This window comes from Roseburia hominis A2-183 (assembly GCF_000225345.1).
Taxonomy (GTDB): Bacteria; Bacillota; Clostridia; order Lachnospirales; family Lachnospiraceae; genus Roseburia; species Roseburia hominis.
The window spans coordinates 3,292,723-3,309,464 of record NC_015977.1; the positions used below are offsets into that span (position 1 = coordinate 3,292,723).

At 48.3% G+C, this 16,742-nt stretch carries 14 protein-coding genes; all 14 read right to left on the minus strand.

Translation table 11 applies throughout. The features are described from left to right. Window positions 1-10 precede the first annotated feature (10 nt). Complete coding sequence (locus RHOM_RS14940) at window positions 11-373, minus strand: helix-turn-helix domain-containing protein (RefSeq protein ID WP_002596360.1); 363 nt, start codon at window positions 371-373, stop codon at window positions 11-13. Between the two features lie 15 nt (window positions 374-388). Beyond that, complete coding sequence (locus RHOM_RS14945) at window positions 389-2,488, minus strand: type IA DNA topoisomerase (RefSeq protein ID WP_014081130.1); 2,100 nt, start codon at window positions 2,486-2,488, stop codon at window positions 389-391. A gap of 3 nt (window positions 2,489-2,491) precedes the next feature. Then, complete coding sequence (locus RHOM_RS14950; protein ID WP_014081131.1) at window positions 2,492-4,216, minus strand: CD1107 family mobile element protein; 1,725 nt, start codon at window positions 4,214-4,216, stop codon at window positions 2,492-2,494. Next, the gene (locus RHOM_RS14955; RefSeq protein WP_002596357.1) at window positions 4,191-4,475 is read right to left on the minus strand and encodes a hypothetical protein; all 285 of its coding nucleotides are present in this window, start codon (window positions 4,473-4,475) and stop codon (window positions 4,191-4,193) included. The genes RHOM_RS14950 and RHOM_RS14955 overlap by 26 nt, the downstream gene beginning before the upstream one ends. A gap of 21 nt (window positions 4,476-4,496) precedes the next feature. Further along, window positions 4,497-7,085: a CD1108 family mobile element protein gene (locus RHOM_RS14960; protein ID WP_002596356.1), complete on the minus strand. Its 2,589-nt coding sequence runs from the start codon at window positions 7,083-7,085 to the stop codon at window positions 4,497-4,499. Beyond that, window positions 7,085-9,427 (minus strand): VirB4-like conjugal transfer ATPase, CD1110 family, encoded by a 2,343-nt coding sequence (locus RHOM_RS14965; protein ID WP_418536083.1) that lies wholly within the window; start codon window positions 9,425-9,427, stop codon window positions 7,085-7,087. Before RHOM_RS14965 ends, RHOM_RS14960 begins: the two co-directional genes overlap by 1 nt. A 67-nt stretch (window positions 9,428-9,494) precedes the next feature. Further along, window positions 9,495-9,890: a PrgI family protein gene (locus RHOM_RS14970; RefSeq protein ID WP_002596354.1), complete on the minus strand. Its 396-nt coding sequence runs from the start codon at window positions 9,888-9,890 to the stop codon at window positions 9,495-9,497. Window positions 9,891-9,953: 63 nt separating this feature from the next. Further along, a complete protein-coding gene (locus RHOM_RS14975; protein WP_038259682.1) occupies window positions 9,954-10,826 on the minus strand; it encodes a VirB6/TrbL-like conjugal transfer protein, CD1112 family in 873 nt (290 codons plus the stop codon). A gap of 3 nt (window positions 10,827-10,829) precedes the next feature. After that, the gene (locus RHOM_RS18345) at window positions 10,830-10,910 is read right to left on the minus strand and encodes a Maff2 family mobile element protein (RefSeq protein ID WP_081468018.1); all 81 of its coding nucleotides are present in this window, start codon (window positions 10,908-10,910) and stop codon (window positions 10,830-10,832) included. 92 nt (window positions 10,911-11,002) lie between these two features. Next, on the minus strand, window positions 11,003-12,667 hold the full coding sequence (locus RHOM_RS14980; protein WP_007884068.1) for a recombinase family protein: 1,665 nt from the start codon (window positions 12,665-12,667) through the stop codon (window positions 11,003-11,005). A 6-nt stretch (window positions 12,668-12,673) separates the two neighbouring features. Continuing rightward, window positions 12,674-12,871, minus strand: coding sequence for a hypothetical protein (locus RHOM_RS14985; RefSeq protein ID WP_006858666.1), 198 nt, complete (start codon window positions 12,869-12,871; stop codon window positions 12,674-12,676). 241 nt (window positions 12,872-13,112) lie between these two features. Continuing rightward, window positions 13,113-14,405: a virulence-associated E family protein gene (locus RHOM_RS14990; protein ID WP_007884071.1), complete on the minus strand. Its 1,293-nt coding sequence runs from the start codon at window positions 14,403-14,405 to the stop codon at window positions 13,113-13,115. A 13-nt stretch (window positions 14,406-14,418) separates the two neighbouring features. Then, window positions 14,419-15,060, minus strand: coding sequence for a CHC2 zinc finger domain-containing protein (locus tag RHOM_RS14995; RefSeq protein ID WP_014081132.1), 642 nt, complete (start codon window positions 15,058-15,060; stop codon window positions 14,419-14,421). Between the two features lie 64 nt (window positions 15,061-15,124). After that, window positions 15,125-16,714 carry a MobQ family relaxase gene (gene mobQ / locus RHOM_RS15000; protein ID WP_006859284.1) on the minus strand — a complete coding sequence of 530 codons (1,590 nt, stop codon included), beginning with the start codon at window positions 16,712-16,714 and terminating at the stop codon, window positions 15,125-15,127. Between the last annotated feature and the right edge of the window lie 28 nt (window positions 16,715-16,742).

Sequence of the window (16,742 nt, forward strand, 5' to 3'; positions counted from 1 at the left end):
CCCCGCCGCCTTATTCATAAAAACCGTGTTCTTCGATACCGTTTTCCAGAATTGTGCCAATCAGCTCCTCCAATTCCATCTCCTTCAGCTCGCTGATCACAATGAGCTTTGCAAGGATATCTTTTTCCACCGGAACGACATAGCTTTCTTCATCAGGGCAAAGCTCCCGTACACAAATCTCCAGTCCGTCTGCAATTTTGCAGAGCGTACTTATATCTGCTTCCCGGATACCTGCCAGAATATCCATCAATACATCTTCCCTGACACCGCACCGCAAAGAAAGTTCTGGAATATCCATATCCTGCTCTTTCATAATGTTTAAAATTTTATCTCCGGTGCTGTAAACAACGGTCTTTTTCATTTCTGTATTCATTTTTCTGTCTCCTTTTCACTTGCTTTTTCTCGGTGGAAATTCCATCTTGAATTTGTACTGCGAACCTTTGATTTCCTTTCCGTCTTTGATATAAGAATAATCCTCAATTCCCTCCGGAATCAGGTACGCATCGTAGCTTCCCTTTTTCCCTTTTAATCCTCTCACAAGGGTCTTTTTCCCTTCAAGCAGACTTTTCATCTGTGTATCGGAAAACGTTGCTCCCATTGCCCTACCCACATTCATGCCGCATTTTTGTTTGCAGTAAGCACCGAATTTTCCTTTTACTACATCGCTGCCGCATTTCGGGCATTTTCCAAGCACTTCCTGCATCGTTCCAAACAAAGACTTCTGATCGTCACTGATACTGTGGTAGGTTTGCACCAGCTCCCGCACCATATCTTCAATGCCATCCATGAACTCCTGCATGGTGTATTCGCCTTTTTCAACCAAAGTCAGCGTATTCTCCCAATCTGCTGTAAGCTTCGGGGATTTTACCATATCCGGCAGAACAGTAATGAGCTTCATCCCGTCCTCGGTGGGAAGCATCTGCTTTTTCTCCCGTTTCACAAAACCGTCTTTGACCAGCTTTTCAATAATGTCAGCTCTGGTGGCAGGTGTGCCAAGTCCTTTGCGTTCCACCTCATCGCCCATATCCTCTGCTCCGGCACGTTCCATCGCAGAAAGCAGGCTGTCCTCGGTAAAATGTTTGGGAGGCTGCGTGAAATGCTCTGTTACCTTTGTCTGGATAACTGGAAACGTCATGCCTTCAGAAAGCTCCGGCAGTTTCTTCTCTTCCTTATCCTCATCTGTTTTTTCTACCCGGTAGGTACGTTTCAATGCTGCTTCAAATTCTTTCCACCCGTTCTGCAGAACCGTTTTTCCGGATACATGAAAGCTGTAACCACCGCAGGAAAACTCTGCTTTTACCGTTTCATACAACTGCTTTTTCCCGGTTGCACATAACAGACGATTAGCGACAAGGGATAAGATTTTCATTTCTCCCTCCGGCACAGCGGAAAGGTCTGTCTTTGTAATTTCTATGGTGGGAATAATTGCATGGTGGTCGGTCACTTTTTTACTGTTCAACACTCTTTTTATATCCGGCTCTGCTCCGGTCTGTTCCTCAAAGAGAATCGCCTGATAAACTGCCCCGATTACCGCTTTTGCAGTTTCTTCCATATCATCGGATAAATACTGGCTGTCCGTTCTCGGATAAGTGACCAGCTTTTTCTCATAAAGGCTCTGGGTGTACTCCAATGTCTGCTTTGCAGTAAAACCAAAGATACGGTTGGCATCCCGCTGAAGCGTGGTAAGGTCATAAAGTTTTGGTGGTGCAACGCTTTTATTTTCCTTTATAACGGAACGAACCACTCCACTCTGACTTTCACACGCTGCAGCAATACTTTCTGCCCTTGCCTTATCGTCAATCCGTTCTGTCATGGCATCTATCCCATCCATCAGAATATGAGCCATGTAATACTGCTCTTTTTCAAAATTCATAATCTTCACTTCACGGTCTACCAGCATGGCAAGGGTGGGCGTCTGTACTCTGCCCACCTTTAATACCTTTCCGCCATACAGTACAGTAAATAATCTCGTACCATTTAATCCCACCAGCCAGTCTGCCTGCTGTCTGCAAAGTGCAGACTGGTACAGGCTGTCATAATCGCTTCCCGGCTTTAAGTTTTCAAACCCGTCACGGATTGCACTCTCCTCCATTGATGAAATCCACAGGCGTTTCATTGGTTTCCGGCAGCCTGCCTGTTCATATACCAGACGGAAGATAAGTTCTCCCTCCCGTCCGGCATCGGTGGCACACACCACACTTTCAACTCTTGTATCGTGCATCAGATTTTTCAAGATTTTATACTGCGTTGCTGTTTCCTTTTTCACTTCATGCTGCCACTGCTCCGGTATCATGGGCAGGCTCTCATAGCTCCATTTTTTCCATGCTTCTGAATACATCTCCGGCTGTGCCAGCTCTACCAGATGTCCTACACACCATGAAACGAGAAATCCGTTTCCCTCCATGTAACCGTCTTTTCTCTCTTTCGCCCCGATCACATGGGAAATTGCCTGTGCTACGCTGGGCTTCTCTGTAACCACCAACTGCATACCTTATTCCTCCTGTTCGTCAAAGAAATCTTCTTCCGTATCTTCCTCCGATTCCTCATCTTCGTTTTCATACTCCTCGTTATCTTCCTCATCTTCATCTTCGTCCTCGATAAAGTCCTCTTTTTTCTTGCGGACAACCTTAAAATAATAAGCAGCTCCGATAACGATTAAGGCAAGACTACCAATCAGCACATACGAAATCATCGGATTCGGTGCTTCTTTCACTTCCGGCTCCGGTTCGGTTTCCTCTGTATTTCCCGTACTCTCTGCACCTTCCGTACCTTTTTCTGTTTCCGTTTCCTTTCCCTCTGTATCTGCCTGCTCTCCGTTGTTGTTTGGCAATGCACTCTCCCCATTCGGAATTGCAGATTCCAACGCAGCGGAATTTTTCGGCAAGGTTTCACTGTTATCGGAAGTTGCATTTAACAGGTCATTTTCCGTAACCTCAGTCAAAAAATATACCATTTCTTCCTCTCCGTCCCGGTCAATAATCAGATAGAAAACTTTCTCCGTGGCGGTCTGAATAGTATAAAACTCCTTGCCCTGACCGGATTTTTCCGTACTTTCTGTTTTCCCGCTTTCTGCCTCCGCAGCTTCTTTCATTGCCTGCTTTTTCTGTTCGGCAGGACTTGTCTGTGATGTGGTATTTCCGTTACTGTCTGTTTTGGTATGCTCCGTCACGGTTCCCGTAGCACTCCCCGGTTTCGTCGGGGTCGCACTCTCCGGGAGCTGCTCCGCCGGATTCCCATCACTGGTATCGGCAGGGTCTTTATAGTACGGATTTTTCGTTTTATAAACCTCAGACATATTTCCGGCATTGTCCATTGCAGAAATGGTAAAATACTCATACCCTGCGTCAAACTGCTGGAGGCGGATATTTAACGTACCGCCCGTCAGATCTGTAAACTCATATCCATTGACATATACCGCCTTTACACCGGAATCCGTATCATGTACCTGTATGCTTAAAAGCCCGTCACTGACTGCCGCATTTAAGGTCGGCTTTACGGTATCAAAGCACTTTATGGCACGGTTCTTCTCATAGGTATTGCCTTTCTGGTCTGTGACAAGCACATACACGGTACAGTTCTCGGAAATCCTTAATTTCTTTTCCTCCGTCACATCTGTCCAGCTTCCATTCTGCCCTACCTTTGCCTCTATCTTTGCGATTTCAAAATTCCCCGTATCTGCGGTATCTTTTACACTGAAAGAAACGGAAACAATGTCATTATGCCACTCCTCCGGCTGTCTGATTTTGATACTCACATTCGGTTTTTTATAGGTACAGAGCTTATAATCTGTGACGCAGACGGGACAGTTTTTGTCATACTCATACGCACCGCATTGATCTTCGCAATTACATACCGGCTCCGGTTTATCATTTCCCGATACAGTGCCATCCCCGGTGCTTTCATCGGTACTGCCTTCTGTATTCTCTTCGGTGCCGCCTTCGGTGCTTCCCTCCGTGCTGCCCTCCGTAGTTTCTTCCGTGCTTCCCTCGGTACTGTTTTCTGTATTTTCCTCCGTACTGACATCAGTTTCACTTTCGCCGGGTGTCTGCTCCGTACTTTCCTCCGGTTTGGATTCTTCGGTTTCTTTTGTTTCTTCGGCAAAAGCGCTGATTGCGTAGTTCCCATTTACAGAAAACGCTACCGCAGGCATGGTAAATAGCACAGCGGACAATATCAGTGATATAACTGCCTTAGATGATAACTTCCTGTTCTTCATGGCTGTAAGCCTCCCTTTCTTCTGATTGTGCTGCTTCTTTCTGCTCTTTTTCTTTCAGCAGACGCATAATTTCTTCTTCGCTGACCTTGTTTAACAGAATCAGCCGATCCAGAGAGATTTTATTCTTTTCAATGAATTTCATCTTCTCCGCATCCTCTGCCATCTGAAGCTGTTCCGCCAAATCCCTCTCCCTCGCCTGCAATCCCGCAAGCTGTTCCCGGACTTTGGAAAGCTCCTTTACAATTCTCTCTTTCGTCATCGTTCCTCACTTCCTGTTATTTTAATTTCCTGATAATCTTCCAAACGCATAAAAATGGCTCTGCCAATAGGACGAATTGATTGAAGCGTAACTGATTGGATCTCCGCAATGAATCATGACCCCGTTTCCGCAGTAAATCCCCACATGGCTGACTGGTACGCCCGAATTGTATGTACCTGTAAAAAAGATAATATCCCCAGCCTTTGCATCTGCCGCCGACACAGGCGTACACTGGTTATAAATGCCCTGTGCTGTGGTTCGTGGCAGGTTATGGACACCGCTGTTTGTAAATACCCAGCAGACAAAACCGGAACAGTCAAAGCTGGTGGACGGACTGGAGCCTCCCCATACATAGGGATAGTCTAAATATCTCGCCGCTTCTTCCATAAGTGCCTGCACGGTTGCATCGTCATAGGAATCCGGCGGTATCACATTTCCTCCGCCGCTTCCGCTGCCCGGCGTTTCGCCATACAGCGTATCCGTGCCTGCTTCAAAATAAAAAAGAGGGTTATAATATTCCCCCTGATACAGACATTCGATATGTAAATGACTTCCGGTACTGCTTCCCGTATTCCCTGTTGTTCCGATCACATTTCCATGCGTCACGCTCTGTCCTGCCCGGACATTTAAGGTATCCATGTGGGCATATTTTGTGCAGTAGCCTTTTTCATCTTCAATCACTACATAATTTCCGTAATAGCTGTCATAAGTTGCGGTAGTTACTGTCCCGTCCATCGCCGCATATACGGTTGTTCCGGTAGGTACTGCAATATCTACGCCCCGATGTAACTGTTCCTGCCCTGTGACCGGATTGATACGCCAGCCATAATAACTGCTCACATAGTTGTACCAATATAAATCAAGGGGCTTATAAAACTGCTGTGTCAGCCCGTGGGTCTGGTTATAAAAAGCATAGATTTCTCTCTGCTCCTCATTCATGCGTCCGGCAACTACTACGTTTAAATCTTTTGCTGTCAGGGTCACTTCCAGAATGGTTACGGTATATTCCTCTTCCACTTCATACTCGTATTCCTCTTCTGTTGTTTCCCCCGTAACCGGGTCTGTTACCGTATGAGTGCCTGTTTTTGTTACCGTCCTTGTCCTCGTTTCCTCTGTAGGATTTAGTGTCAACTCATACATTTCATCAAACAGATATTCTATTTCTGCCTGTACCTCACTTGCAGTAAATTCCGTATGGACTGCCGACAGATAGCTGATCAGTGCAAATGGGTCATGCCCGATAGATGCCAGATTATAACGGTACTCATCATAATCCGGATAAGTGGTTTCTATGGCATCAATCTCTGCCTGCAATTCTTTTTCCAGTTCAGAAAAAGCTAAATCTGCCGCATCTATTTCTGCCGGAACGCTCATATAACTTCCTGCCAGCGTGGTACTGATTCCTCCGGCAAACATCGCCCCACAGGAAGATACTGCTGTCATAATCATCACAAGAAGCACCGAAAAGGCTCCTATGGCAAGCAGAAGCGAAACATTTTTTGATGCAATCTCCTGTATCTTTCTGGCTGCCGCTGTAAAAAGATTCCCGGACTTCGCCGCTGTTTCCTTTGCGGCTTTCGCTGTCTGTCCCGCCCGTCTTGCTTTTGCATATTCCCGTTTGATACGCTGCTTTTGCAGTCTTTTCTGCAACTGCTTCTGAATGGTCTTTTCCTGCATTTCCGGATTTTCTTCCAAGAACTTCTGATAACGGAAATTGACCTCTTTCTGCATCTGCTTTTTCTCCAGCTTTGCAGCTTTCGCTCTCCGTCTTTCCGTTTTCCCTTTGTAATGCCCTTTGAAAAAGCGGTAAACATCTTCCCCGCTCTGCTCTGTCTTGTGGGCAGCCTCCACACCGGAATTTTCTTTCTCCACTTCGGCAACCTTACTGTGGGCAAAATTAGAAGATTCCATTCCCACCCTGCCAGCCGCTCTTTTTACCGGACTGTCCGGTTTGAATGGTTTCTCTTTTTTTACAGAAGTCAATACATACTTTGTTCTGCCCGTCTTTTCATCAAAAACACGCTCCAGAGAATACTCCGTTTTCTTTGGAATCTTCTTTCTTGCAGCTTCCGTCTTTTTTCTGGCTTTCTCCGCTTTCTTTTGCAGTCGGTCTAACTTTTTGCTTCCATGAAATTCCGGTTCTGCCTCTTCGGTAAAGGTAGTGTCCTTTGTCTGGAAATCCTGTTCAAAATCAAATTGCTTTACTCGCTCCCGGCTCTTTATCTCCCGCCTTTGATACCTGCCCTTTTTCTGTGACGAATGATAGGTGTCCCTGTGGCGGTAGTCATCGCTGGCAATTTTTCTACCCTGCTCCTCTCCGGCTTCCTCCGTAAAAGTGCTGTCCGGCTGCATAAAATCGCTTTTAGACTTCTCTCCGGCTTCTGCTCCCTCGGACTTTTGGACATTCTGTCCAGAAGCATCTGCTTTCTGATACTTCTTTGTATTTTTCGACCTCTGGACATCGTGTCCAGAAGTGGTATCTGCATCTCTCGGCTGATATGCTGCGGATTTTTTACCTTTACCCTCGTTTGCTTTCTTTGGAATTTCTCCGGTAAAGGTTTTTTTCTCCTGTGCAAATGCAGCCGGTTTCTGTTTCTTTTTCTCCGCCACTACTCATTTACCTCCTGCCTTACACTTTCCTCTGGTTTGGTATTCATAACCGCAAAGGTCTTGGTATCTACCGGATATTTATCTACGAACGGAATAACCACGTTGTCAAACAGAATCAGTCCGCACCCCGGCTCGGAATTGGTTACATGGGCAAGCTGTTTTTCTGACAATCCCAGCTTATCTGCAAGGATTGCCTGATCCTTTGCATTTTGATTCAGGAGATATACAAAATCGGAATTGCCGAGGATTCCCTCGATTTCCTCCGACTTCAAAAAATCGCCTACGTTCTGCGTCAGCCCCGTAGGAATACCGCCCCACTTACGGAAACGCTTCCAGATTTCCACCGAATAGATAGCGGTCTGCTTCTCCTTCAGCAAAAGGTGGAACTCATCACAATAATAGCGGGTGGCAATCTTACGCTCCCGGTTCTGCGATACCCTGTTCCAGACCGCATCCTGTACGATTAACATTCCAAGCTCTTTCAACTGGTTTCCCAAGTCCCTGATGTCAAAGCACATGATACGGTTCTGACTGTCTACATTCGTCCTGTGGTTAAAATAATTCTGCGAACCATGCACATATAGCACAAGGGAGTTTGCAATCCGTTCTGCCTTTTTGTTCTTATGCTCTAACAGGGCATTATACAAATCCTCAAGGATAGGCATATTCTCCGGTACGGGATTTTCAAAATAAGCATCGTAAATATGACGGATACATTCGTCAATGATACCTTTCTCATCATTTTCCAGACCGTTCTTTCCTCCGGCAATCAAGTCACACAGAGTAATGATAAAATCGGATTTCAGCTTTAAGGCTTCCTTATCCCCTTTATGGGAAAGCTGAATGTCCATCGGATTTAAATAATCTTTGGAATTGGTTGCCAGCCTTACCACCTGTCCGTGCAATGCTCCCACAAGGGCAAAATACTCGCCCTCCGGATCGCAGACCACAATATCGTCCTTTGTCATCAGGAAACAGGAAAGAATCTCACGCTTTGCACTAAAAGACTTACCACTTCCCGGTGTACCAAGAATCACACCGTTTGGTGTACGAAGCCGTTTCCGGTCTGCCATAATCATGTTGTTGGAAAGGGCATTTAAACCATAATAAATAGCCGGAGCTGGCATAAATAATTCCTGCGTACAGAACGGTACTAAGATAGCGGTACTCTTTGTTGTCAAATCCCGTTCAATTCCCGTATCGTTGCACCCGATTGGTGCCGATGCCATCAGTCCCTGCTCCTGTAAATACTGCATACATCTGAGGTTGCAGTTCGCCTGTTGGATAATGCCGGATACCCTCTGCGTGATATTTTCCAGTTCCCGCTTGTTTCTGCCATAGCAGGTCAGAAGAAATGTCATCTTTACCATTTTCTGATTGCTGCTGTTTAAATCGTCCAAAAGGTCAAGGGTATCTTTTTCATAAGTGATAATGTCCGTTGGAAGAATGTCCATGTCATAACCTGACCTTACCGCCTTTTTCTGCTCTTCAATCTTCATCTTCTGAATATTCGTCAAAGCACCTTTTAGCATCTTAATCGCCTTGACCGGATCCATTGTCTGCATATGCATGGTAATAGTCAGGTTCGCATCCAGATCAAGAAGCTTTTTCAACAACTCATCATCAAACTTCGGGGCAATAATATCCAGATAATGCACACTGCCATACATTTTTCCCGCCTTAAAACGACTCGGATAGCGAAAATCAAATCCCGGCGGAGCGATGTAATCTTTCACACTTTTTCCCGACTCCGCCAGTTCCTTAAAAGAAAAACGGAAAGGCTCCATAGTATCCTGGTTAAAATACTCATGCAGGATACGCAGACGTTCCTTTCCGTCAAGGCTCTTAGCGTGTGTGCCCAGATTAGTCAAATTTTTAATCACATCTGCTTCAATGCTGACAAGTTTTGCCCTTGCCTCCTTAAAGCCTTTACTCTCAATTCCAAAAATCAGATACTTTGATTTGATAATACCGTTATTTCCCTTTGCAGCCTGTTTCTTTAACATCTGCGTGTATTCCTCACGAATATCATCAAAATCATCTGCCTGCAATGGAATGTCAAACTGGTCAATTAAGGTCTGCTCGTTAACCTGTCGGTTGAACAGGAACAGCTCAAATTTAATAGACGGGTCAAAATAATTGATAAGCCTGCTGTATTCCTCCAGTATTTCCCCCTTATCCTCGATTTCCAGCAGGTCATAATTTATATCGTAAAACTCCACCATTTTCGTATAAAAGCCAGAAGTGACCTGACAGATACCGTCCCGGTACATCTTCTGAAAGGTAATGGTCTTCTGTGCTGTGGTGGGCTTTTCTGCGTTTTTATTCGTTCCGGCAAGCATGTGTTTTAACTCCGCAAGCCTTCTCCGCTCCACAAAGGTCAGCCCCGGCTTCGTTTTTCCTTTTTTCTTATGTCTGTCCGGCTTTTCTGCCGCCTGCTTTTTCTTCAAGTTTACGCACCTCCTCTTTTATACGCTCTGTTTCTTCTAATCTTCTGTAAATATTTTCTGATTTGTAGGGACGAATCCCCGGTGTGAGGAATTTCTGCCTTATCATAAAATACAGAATCTTCTCTGCCGGAAATCCGTCCTTCTCATACATTGCCAGAAAGAAAAAAGGCAGCATGACCGCTACCATCAAAAGTGCCGATGCCTGTGTGCCGATAAACCCTTTTGTAAAAATGTAAAAGGGAATCCCTACCGCACCTGCACCGCTGAAGCAAATAAGCTGGCGTTTCGTCAGATTTAACGCTACTTTTGTCTTTATGCCGCTTAAATTCTTTGGCACTGCTACGGATATTGCCATAACATCACAGCCGGAGCTGATACTGCAAGCCCCGGCTGTTCCCTCCTTTCTTTGAAATGTGTTCTAATGAGCATTCCAGATTGATTTCGCAAGGGAACCTGTCTTGAACAGGCTGAAACACAGAACAACGGTATAAGCTGCCACCGACCACAGTGCTGTGTGCAGATTGTCCGCAACCGCAATGCCGGATACCAGCACCGCATAGATTGCCACGCATACCATAATGAAAAATCCCTGAAACGCCAGTGAACACAGTCCCTTGATATAATTGTTGCCGATACCGCCCCATTCCCGGTTACTGAATGTGGCAAAGGGAACCGGAGCTACTGAAATATAAAGGTAGATTTCAATCATTCTCCCGAAAAGCATGACGGTAATAAGCAGGGAGATGATTTTCATACATAAGCTGACAATCATAGTTTCGATACCAAGCCCGATCAGCTCGCCGATGCCCATTGTATCAATCTGACTGTCAAACATGGTTTTTAGGGTATCCGTCACATCAATGGTAGTGGAACCCGAAACAATACCGCCTGCTCTGGTCACGATATGGTTTCCCACATCAAAAATCGCCATTGTGATGTCAAAGGTGTAGCTGAGAAGCAGCACAGCGATACAGGCTTTGATAAGGTAACGGAAAAAGAACTCGCTTCCTACTTCATGCATATTGTTCTTATCCATGACCATTGTAATCAGCTCATAGCAGAGTATCGCACTGATGATCATGCCCGCTATGGGTATCATCACATTTTCCGAAAGGTTCTCTATCATAGAAAACACTCCGCTGTTCCATGAACTGGGTGTCCTGCCGACTTCCCCTGCGATTGTTCCGACCTTATCATTCACATCTGTAAACATCGTAGTAAGGTTGTCCATGACCCACCCTTGCAGTATTTCCTTTATAAATTCAGTTATCTTGTCGAGAATCGCTCCCATGACTTAGGAAAACAGGCTTGTAAGCTGCGGAATTACCGTCTGTGCCACAATTACAATACCGCCACCCGCCATGAGCTGTTTCATACCAAAATAGGTGTAAAACTCTGCTCGATGGCGGGCGGCGGCGTGTCAAGAAATTTATGGAATTTTTTTAGAACCGCCCCGGCGGGAACAGGTCAGGCCGTGACCTGTTCCACCTCCGGGATGGGTTTGAGATTAAAATGAATTTCAATAGAAATGTGTCGTGTCTTATCGCTGTCGATGTGTTCATGGACAACGATTTCTTTAATCAGACGGTTGAGGGTGGCAGCGTCCAGCTCCGTGATGTCGGCGTATTCCTGAATGGCGTCCACCCATTGCTTGGCGTCCACGGCAAGGCGGATTTCATCAGCCAGCTTCCTGCGCCCCTGTTCAACCCGTTCCTTTAGTTCAGCCTGTTCCTTCTGCGTCTTATCCAGCATGAGATTGAAGTTTGCTTCGCTGATACGTCCGGCAACCATGTCCTCATAGAGCCGCAGCACCATTTTTTCCAGTACCTCAATCCGTTCCTCGTGCTTCGTCAGGGAACGCTCCAACGCTTCCCGCTGGCCTTTCTGCTCGGCTTCACAGGTGTTGGTAAGCCGTCCGGCAACAGCTTCCCCGTCCATCAGGGCGGCCTTCGCACATTCCCGGATTTTGTTCAGCACAAGGCGGTAAAGGGTTTCGTACTCCACACGGTGCTGGGTACAGTGCTGTTTCCCATAGGCATTATAGGTCTTACAGGAATAAATCTGCTTCGGGTGCTTGTCGTTGGTGTAGCGGATAGTCAGTGATTTCCCACACTCGCCACATTTGAGAAGCCCCGCAAACAGGCTGATTTCCCCGGTCTGGCGGGAACGCTGCCGGGATTTCAGCTTGTCCTGCACGATGTCAAAGCTCTTGCGGTCAACAATCGGCTCATGCCGTTCCTCCACCACAATCCAGTCCTGCGGCTTTTTTTCCCCGATGGTGCCGATTTTGAAGCGGTAGTCCTTCTTCTGGGAAGCGATAGCCCCGGTATAGACGGGATTCATCAGGATGTCCTTGATTACCGAAAAATCCCACATATACCGCCCGTTTACCGGGTCTTTCTTTTCCCATTTAGTGCGGACATTGCGGAAGCCCCGTTCCCGGTTCCACCATGTAGGGCAAGGCACCTTCTGTTCTTCCAGCCTGCGCCGGATAAAGTTCGGGCCGTGTCCTTCCAGCGCCCAGCGGAAGATTTGCCGGACAATGGGGGCGGTTTCCTCGTCCACCAGCAGATGGTTTTTGTCCTCCGGGTCTTTCTGATACCCGAAAGGGGCGATACAGCCGGTAAACTGGCCTTGCTGGGCTTTCAGAAGGTAAGAGGAATGTACCTTCTTGGAAATATCCTTGCTGTACATCTCGTTGAGGATGTTCTTGAACGGCGCAATGTCGTTATTCTCCCGCATGGTGTCGATACCGTCATTCATGGCGATATAGCGGACGCCGTGGCGGGGAAAGAAGTCCTCAATGAGTGTGCCGGTCTGCAAATAATTTCTGCCCAACCTCGATAAATCTTTCGTTATGACAAGGTTTATCTGCCTGCGCTCGATGGCTTTGAGCATCCGTTTCAGGTCGGGGCGCTCCATGTTCAGCCCCGTGTAGCCATCGTCCTGATAGACTGCCACAACCTCCCATCCCTGCTTTTCGCAGTATTTTTCCAGCATATCCCGCTGGTTGGCAATACTGGCGCTCTCCCCGTCAAGGTCATCGTCTTTGGAAAGCCTGCAATAGATGGCTGCCCGGAAGCTGCCTGCCAGTATTGCGTCCATGTCTGTATATTCATATCCGTTCATCATAACCGTTTACCCGCACAATCCAGACGGAACACGGTTCTTCTGAACCTCATCCTTATTATACTCTAAATCTTGTGTTTTCGCAAGATTTTCTTTGCTGGTATTCTGCCCATATTTTTGGGCAATCAGGCTCACAAAGACGTCTGTGGCGTCCAGTTCGCCGTCAAAAACTGTGGTAACATGAATCTCTGTTTTCGTTTTTGCCATAGGCAGTTATCCTCCATAATAGAATAAGCCAGACAAGGAGAAGGTCGGCAACGAAGTCCGGCAACGGGCTTCAAAAAACCTGAAAACTATCTCTGTCTGGCAGTTTGGCTCTTATTTTTATTTTCTTTTATTTTTCTGTTGTTTTGGTTGCTGATAAGGGGAAAAGCCCGCAGTTACGGGGGGTTCCCGGCAACCGGCTCGGCAACGGGAGTGCAACAGGGTCGGCAACCGGCTGCATTTTTCAGAAGGGAAGCTCCATCTGTTCCGTGACTTCCTCAAATCCTTCCGGGATTTTTTCAGCTCCGTTGCTGATGTCCGTTGCTTTCGTTTCACGCTCCCAGCCCTTTTGCCTGCCGTATTCCGGGAACACACGGGGGTTGGAAAAGTAATTCCAGCCCGTCACGCAATGGTTCATGATGTCGTTGACTTCCCGGATTTCCCATTGCTTCGGCTCGTCAAAGGGGTGGTTCAGGGCTTCCTTGAAAAGCTGCTTGGAACACACCATGCCGCCGGTATAGCGGTCAAGGTATGCCTGTATCATCCCGGCCTTGGTGTCCTCCGGCATGAAATCCCGCTGGTGTTCTTTGAGATAGCGCACCATTTCCGGGCTGAAAGACAGCTTAAAATCCCCGCTGCGGTAAACCGTCATGGCTTCTGCCCAGACCTGTGCAAGATAGGCTCTGGAAGCGGCTTCGTCCTCCAAAATGTGAACCTCGGCCTGTTCCGGGTACACCATGACCGGCAGGAAGCGCCGGTTGCCGGAACGGTCAAGGGGCAGGAAGTCAAGGGCATTGGAAGTGCCGCCGAACACACATTGCCGCAGCCTGTCCTCCGGGTGGGTTTCGTATGGGATTTTATAGACCTCCTTCTGTCGGCTTAAAAATGACTTGATTTCCTCAATGCTCTTGGCATTGGCGGTGGCAATCATCTCCGACATCTCGATAATCCAGTGGCCTTGCAGCTTGCGGTACACGTTATCATCATCCAGCTTCCGCAAATCATCGGAAAACCACTCGTCTTTTACTGCCAGCAGCCGGAAAAAGGTGGATTTCCCGGCTCCCTGACCGCCCACCAGACAGAGCATGACTTCAAATTTACAGCCGGGGCAAAATGCCCGGTGGATGGCTCCCAGCAGGAACAGCCGCAGGGCTTCATAGGTGTACTGGTCGGTGTCGGCTCCCAGAAAGTGGCGCAGGCAATAGCGGATACGCTCCTGCCCATCCCATGAAAGGCCGTTCAGGTAGTCCCGGACGGGGTGGTAGCCGTTTTCATTGGCAACAATCCCGATGGCGGCGGTAATCTTTTTCTCACTGGTAAGCCCATAGGTTTCTTCCAGATACAGGAGCAGATAGTTCATATCCGTGTCCGTGATGGCGGTGCCGATGCGGTGGTAGCCGATGGGCTTTACAATGTCCACTCGCTCGGTCAGCAGATTTTTTGCGATTGCCCCGGAAAGCAGCGGGTCATTCTGAAAGACGGTCAGGCAGTTGCGGATACTGTTGCGGACGCTGCCTTTCTCGGTGCTTTCCAGCATGGCCTTTACTTCCTCAATGCTCCGGGGCGGGGCTGCTTCTTGTATGGTCTGTTCTGCGGCCTGCCGTATCTTGGGCGGCAAGCTCTGCCATTCGTCTTTCAAGATTGCTCACTTCCTTTCCATAGTCAACGATAAGGACTGCCCGTTCCTCCATATCCGGGGAGAGCAGCACATCCAGCAGATATTCCACATGGGATTGCTTCTGCAAGGCTTCCACAAAAAGCGGGTGCCATGCTTCTTCCGGCATCTTAGGGGCATAGTCCCGTTTCCAGCGGCGCAGAAGATGGTAATAATCGGACAGCACCCGGAAGCAGTAACGCTCCATGCGGCAAAACCGCTGTTCCGGGGTTTCCTGCCGGGGTTTGGGTTTTCTCCTGCCGGGTGGTTCCCTGTCCTCATAGGGGATGGAGAACTCCTGCGCCAGCATGAGGGCGGCTTCCTTCGGACTGACAGCTTCCAGACGGGAAACAAAGTCAATCACATCCCCGTCTGCCTGACAGCCGAAACAGTGAAAGCGCCGGTCAACCTTCATGCTGGGGTTTTTATCAGCATGGAAGGGGCAGACACACATCCCGTTTCGTCCCACCCGGATTCCAAAATGCTCCGCAGCCTGCCGGGTGGTAACAGACTGCTTGACAGCTTTAAATACATTCAAATAAATCCTCCTGAAAATAAGAAAAGCGCCTGTCATTCTCGAAAAAGAAAATAGCAAGCGCCTATTAAAGTTCCATATCCTGTTTTTTCTCTGTGCGGGGCTGCTTCCGTTTCTCGGCCTGTTCTTCCCGGATACGCTGCGTCCGGCCTTTGACTGCCTGCTGGATGGACGGTTTCTTTCCCGGCTCGGCGGTCTGGCGGTACTGTTCAGACGGAAGAACCTGATTGAGCCAGTGACGCACATCCCGGAGAATCTTCACATCCTCCTGTAATGCGGACAACCGTTCCTTATATCCGGCAACTTCTCCGGCAAGCTGTGTCTGTTCCTCATTCAGCTTTTTAATGCTGTACTTCTTCTCCTTCAAATGCACCTTGAAATAACGGATAGCGGCATTATAGGCGTCCAGCTCGTCCCGATGGGCGGCGGCAAACTGTTCCCGTGGCTTCTTAAACCGGATGGCAGCATACTCCACATGAACCGGCTTATGGGCTTCAAAGTTGGCGATATGGGAAAGCAGGGTGTTGATTTCTTTCATACGCTGTTCTTTCGGCTTCATCTCTGCCCGGATGGAAACGGCCTGCCCGCTGACGGTATCCAGATAAGCGTCCAAACTCTGCACAGTGGACAGCTCCTTTTCCCGCAGATAGCGGATAGCTTCCATAACCTTGTTGAAATCGGCAACGCTGCCTGTAAGCTGGCCTTTGCTTGTCCAGCCTGTACGTTCCTCCCGGCGCAAATCCAGATATTTCCCCAGCAGCTCCGGCAGGGTGGGTTCCTTCGATTCCTGCAAGGCTTCCAGCAGGGCGGCTTTTTTCTCCTTCAGGTCTGCAATCCAGCCTTTCAGGTGGCGTACCATCTGCCGGATAGATTGCATAAGGGAATTGGCGGCTTTGATGTCCCGGTTCAAGTTGCCGATGTTGGTCTGTATCCCTCGTTTCTCCATCTGGCTGACTGCTGGCCCCATATGGACGGTGGGGATTTTATCAAGCCCCTGCCGTTCATAGGAACGAAGGTCAAGGCGCTCCGGGCGTCCGTTGGCTTCCAGATAGCGGTTAGCGGTAGCCGCCCAGCCCTGCCGCCAGATCTCTCCGTACTTCTGGTCGTTCCAGTCCACGGTATCCTCCTTGTGGCTTTTCCAGCTCCCGGACGGGAGCCGGATACGCTCGCCGTTCTCGTCAAGGTCATAAACCTTCCGGCTCTTGGGAAGCCATTTCCCGTTTTCGTCCATTGCCCGCATGGTCAGCAGGATGTGGGCGTGGGGATTCCCATTCCCTTTGTCGTGGATGGCAAAATCGGCAATCATGCCTTTAGAAACAAAAAACTCCCGGCAGTAGTCCCGGATAAGGTCGGCGTGCTGTTCCGGGGGGATTTCCCTCGGTATGGCAAGCACGATTCTCCGGGCAAGCTGGGAGTTCCATTGCTTCTCGATAGCTTCGGCGGCGTTCCACAAAGTATTGCGGTCTGCATACGCTGGTGGGGCGTGGGGCGGCAGCATGATTTCTGTATGGACAATCTCGCTTTTATGGGAATAGTATTTCTGCTTCTGGTCGTACTCGGAAAACAGCCGTTCCCCACTCTGGTAGGCGGCAGACGCAACGGCTGACTGGTGGTTGCTGCGCTGGATTATTTTTATATCATGGTGTGGACAGGGCATAGCGTTCCTCCTTCCTGTGGTTGATTTT

What these genes read in the sequence shown, in the direction of transcription:
- RHOM_RS14975 (WP_038259682.1), bottom strand. Translation starts at nt 10,826, where the DNA reads ATGGGAGCGATTCTCGACAAGATAACTGAATTTATAAAGGAAATACTG.
- mobQ (WP_006859284.1), bottom strand. Translation starts at nt 16,714, where the DNA reads ATGCCCTGTCCACACCATGATATAAAAATAATCCAGCGCAGCAACCAC.
- RHOM_RS14965 (WP_418536083.1), bottom strand. Translation starts at nt 9,427, where the DNA reads ATGCTTGCCGGAACGAATAAAAACGCAGAAAAGCCCACCACAGCACAG.
- RHOM_RS14945 (WP_014081130.1), bottom strand. Translation starts at nt 2,488, where the DNA reads ATGCAGTTGGTGGTTACAGAGAAGCCCAGCGTAGCACAGGCAATTTCC.
- RHOM_RS18345 (WP_081468018.1), bottom strand. Translation starts at nt 10,910, where the DNA reads ATGAAACAGCTCATGGCGGGTGGCGGTATTGTAATTGTGGCACAGACG.
- RHOM_RS14950 (WP_014081131.1), bottom strand. Translation starts at nt 4,216, where the DNA reads ATGAAGAACAGGAAGTTATCATCTAAGGCAGTTATATCACTGATATTG.
- RHOM_RS14955 (WP_002596357.1), bottom strand. Translation starts at nt 4,475, where the DNA reads ATGACGAAAGAGAGAATTGTAAAGGAGCTTTCCAAAGTCCGGGAACAG.
- RHOM_RS14940 (WP_002596360.1), bottom strand. Translation starts at nt 373, where the DNA reads ATGAATACAGAAATGAAAAAGACCGTTGTTTACAGCACCGGAGATAAA.
- RHOM_RS14970 (WP_002596354.1), bottom strand. Translation starts at nt 9,890, where the DNA reads ATGGCAATATCCGTAGCAGTGCCAAAGAATTTAAGCGGCATAAAGACA.
- RHOM_RS14980 (WP_007884068.1), bottom strand. Translation starts at nt 12,667, where the DNA reads ATGATGAACGGATATGAATATACAGACATGGACGCAATACTGGCAGGC.
- RHOM_RS14985 (WP_006858666.1), bottom strand. Translation starts at nt 12,871, where the DNA reads ATGGCAAAAACGAAAACAGAGATTCATGTTACCACAGTTTTTGACGGC.
- RHOM_RS14990 (WP_007884071.1), bottom strand. Translation starts at nt 14,405, where the DNA reads ATGCTGGAAAGCACCGAGAAAGGCAGCGTCCGCAACAGTATCCGCAAC.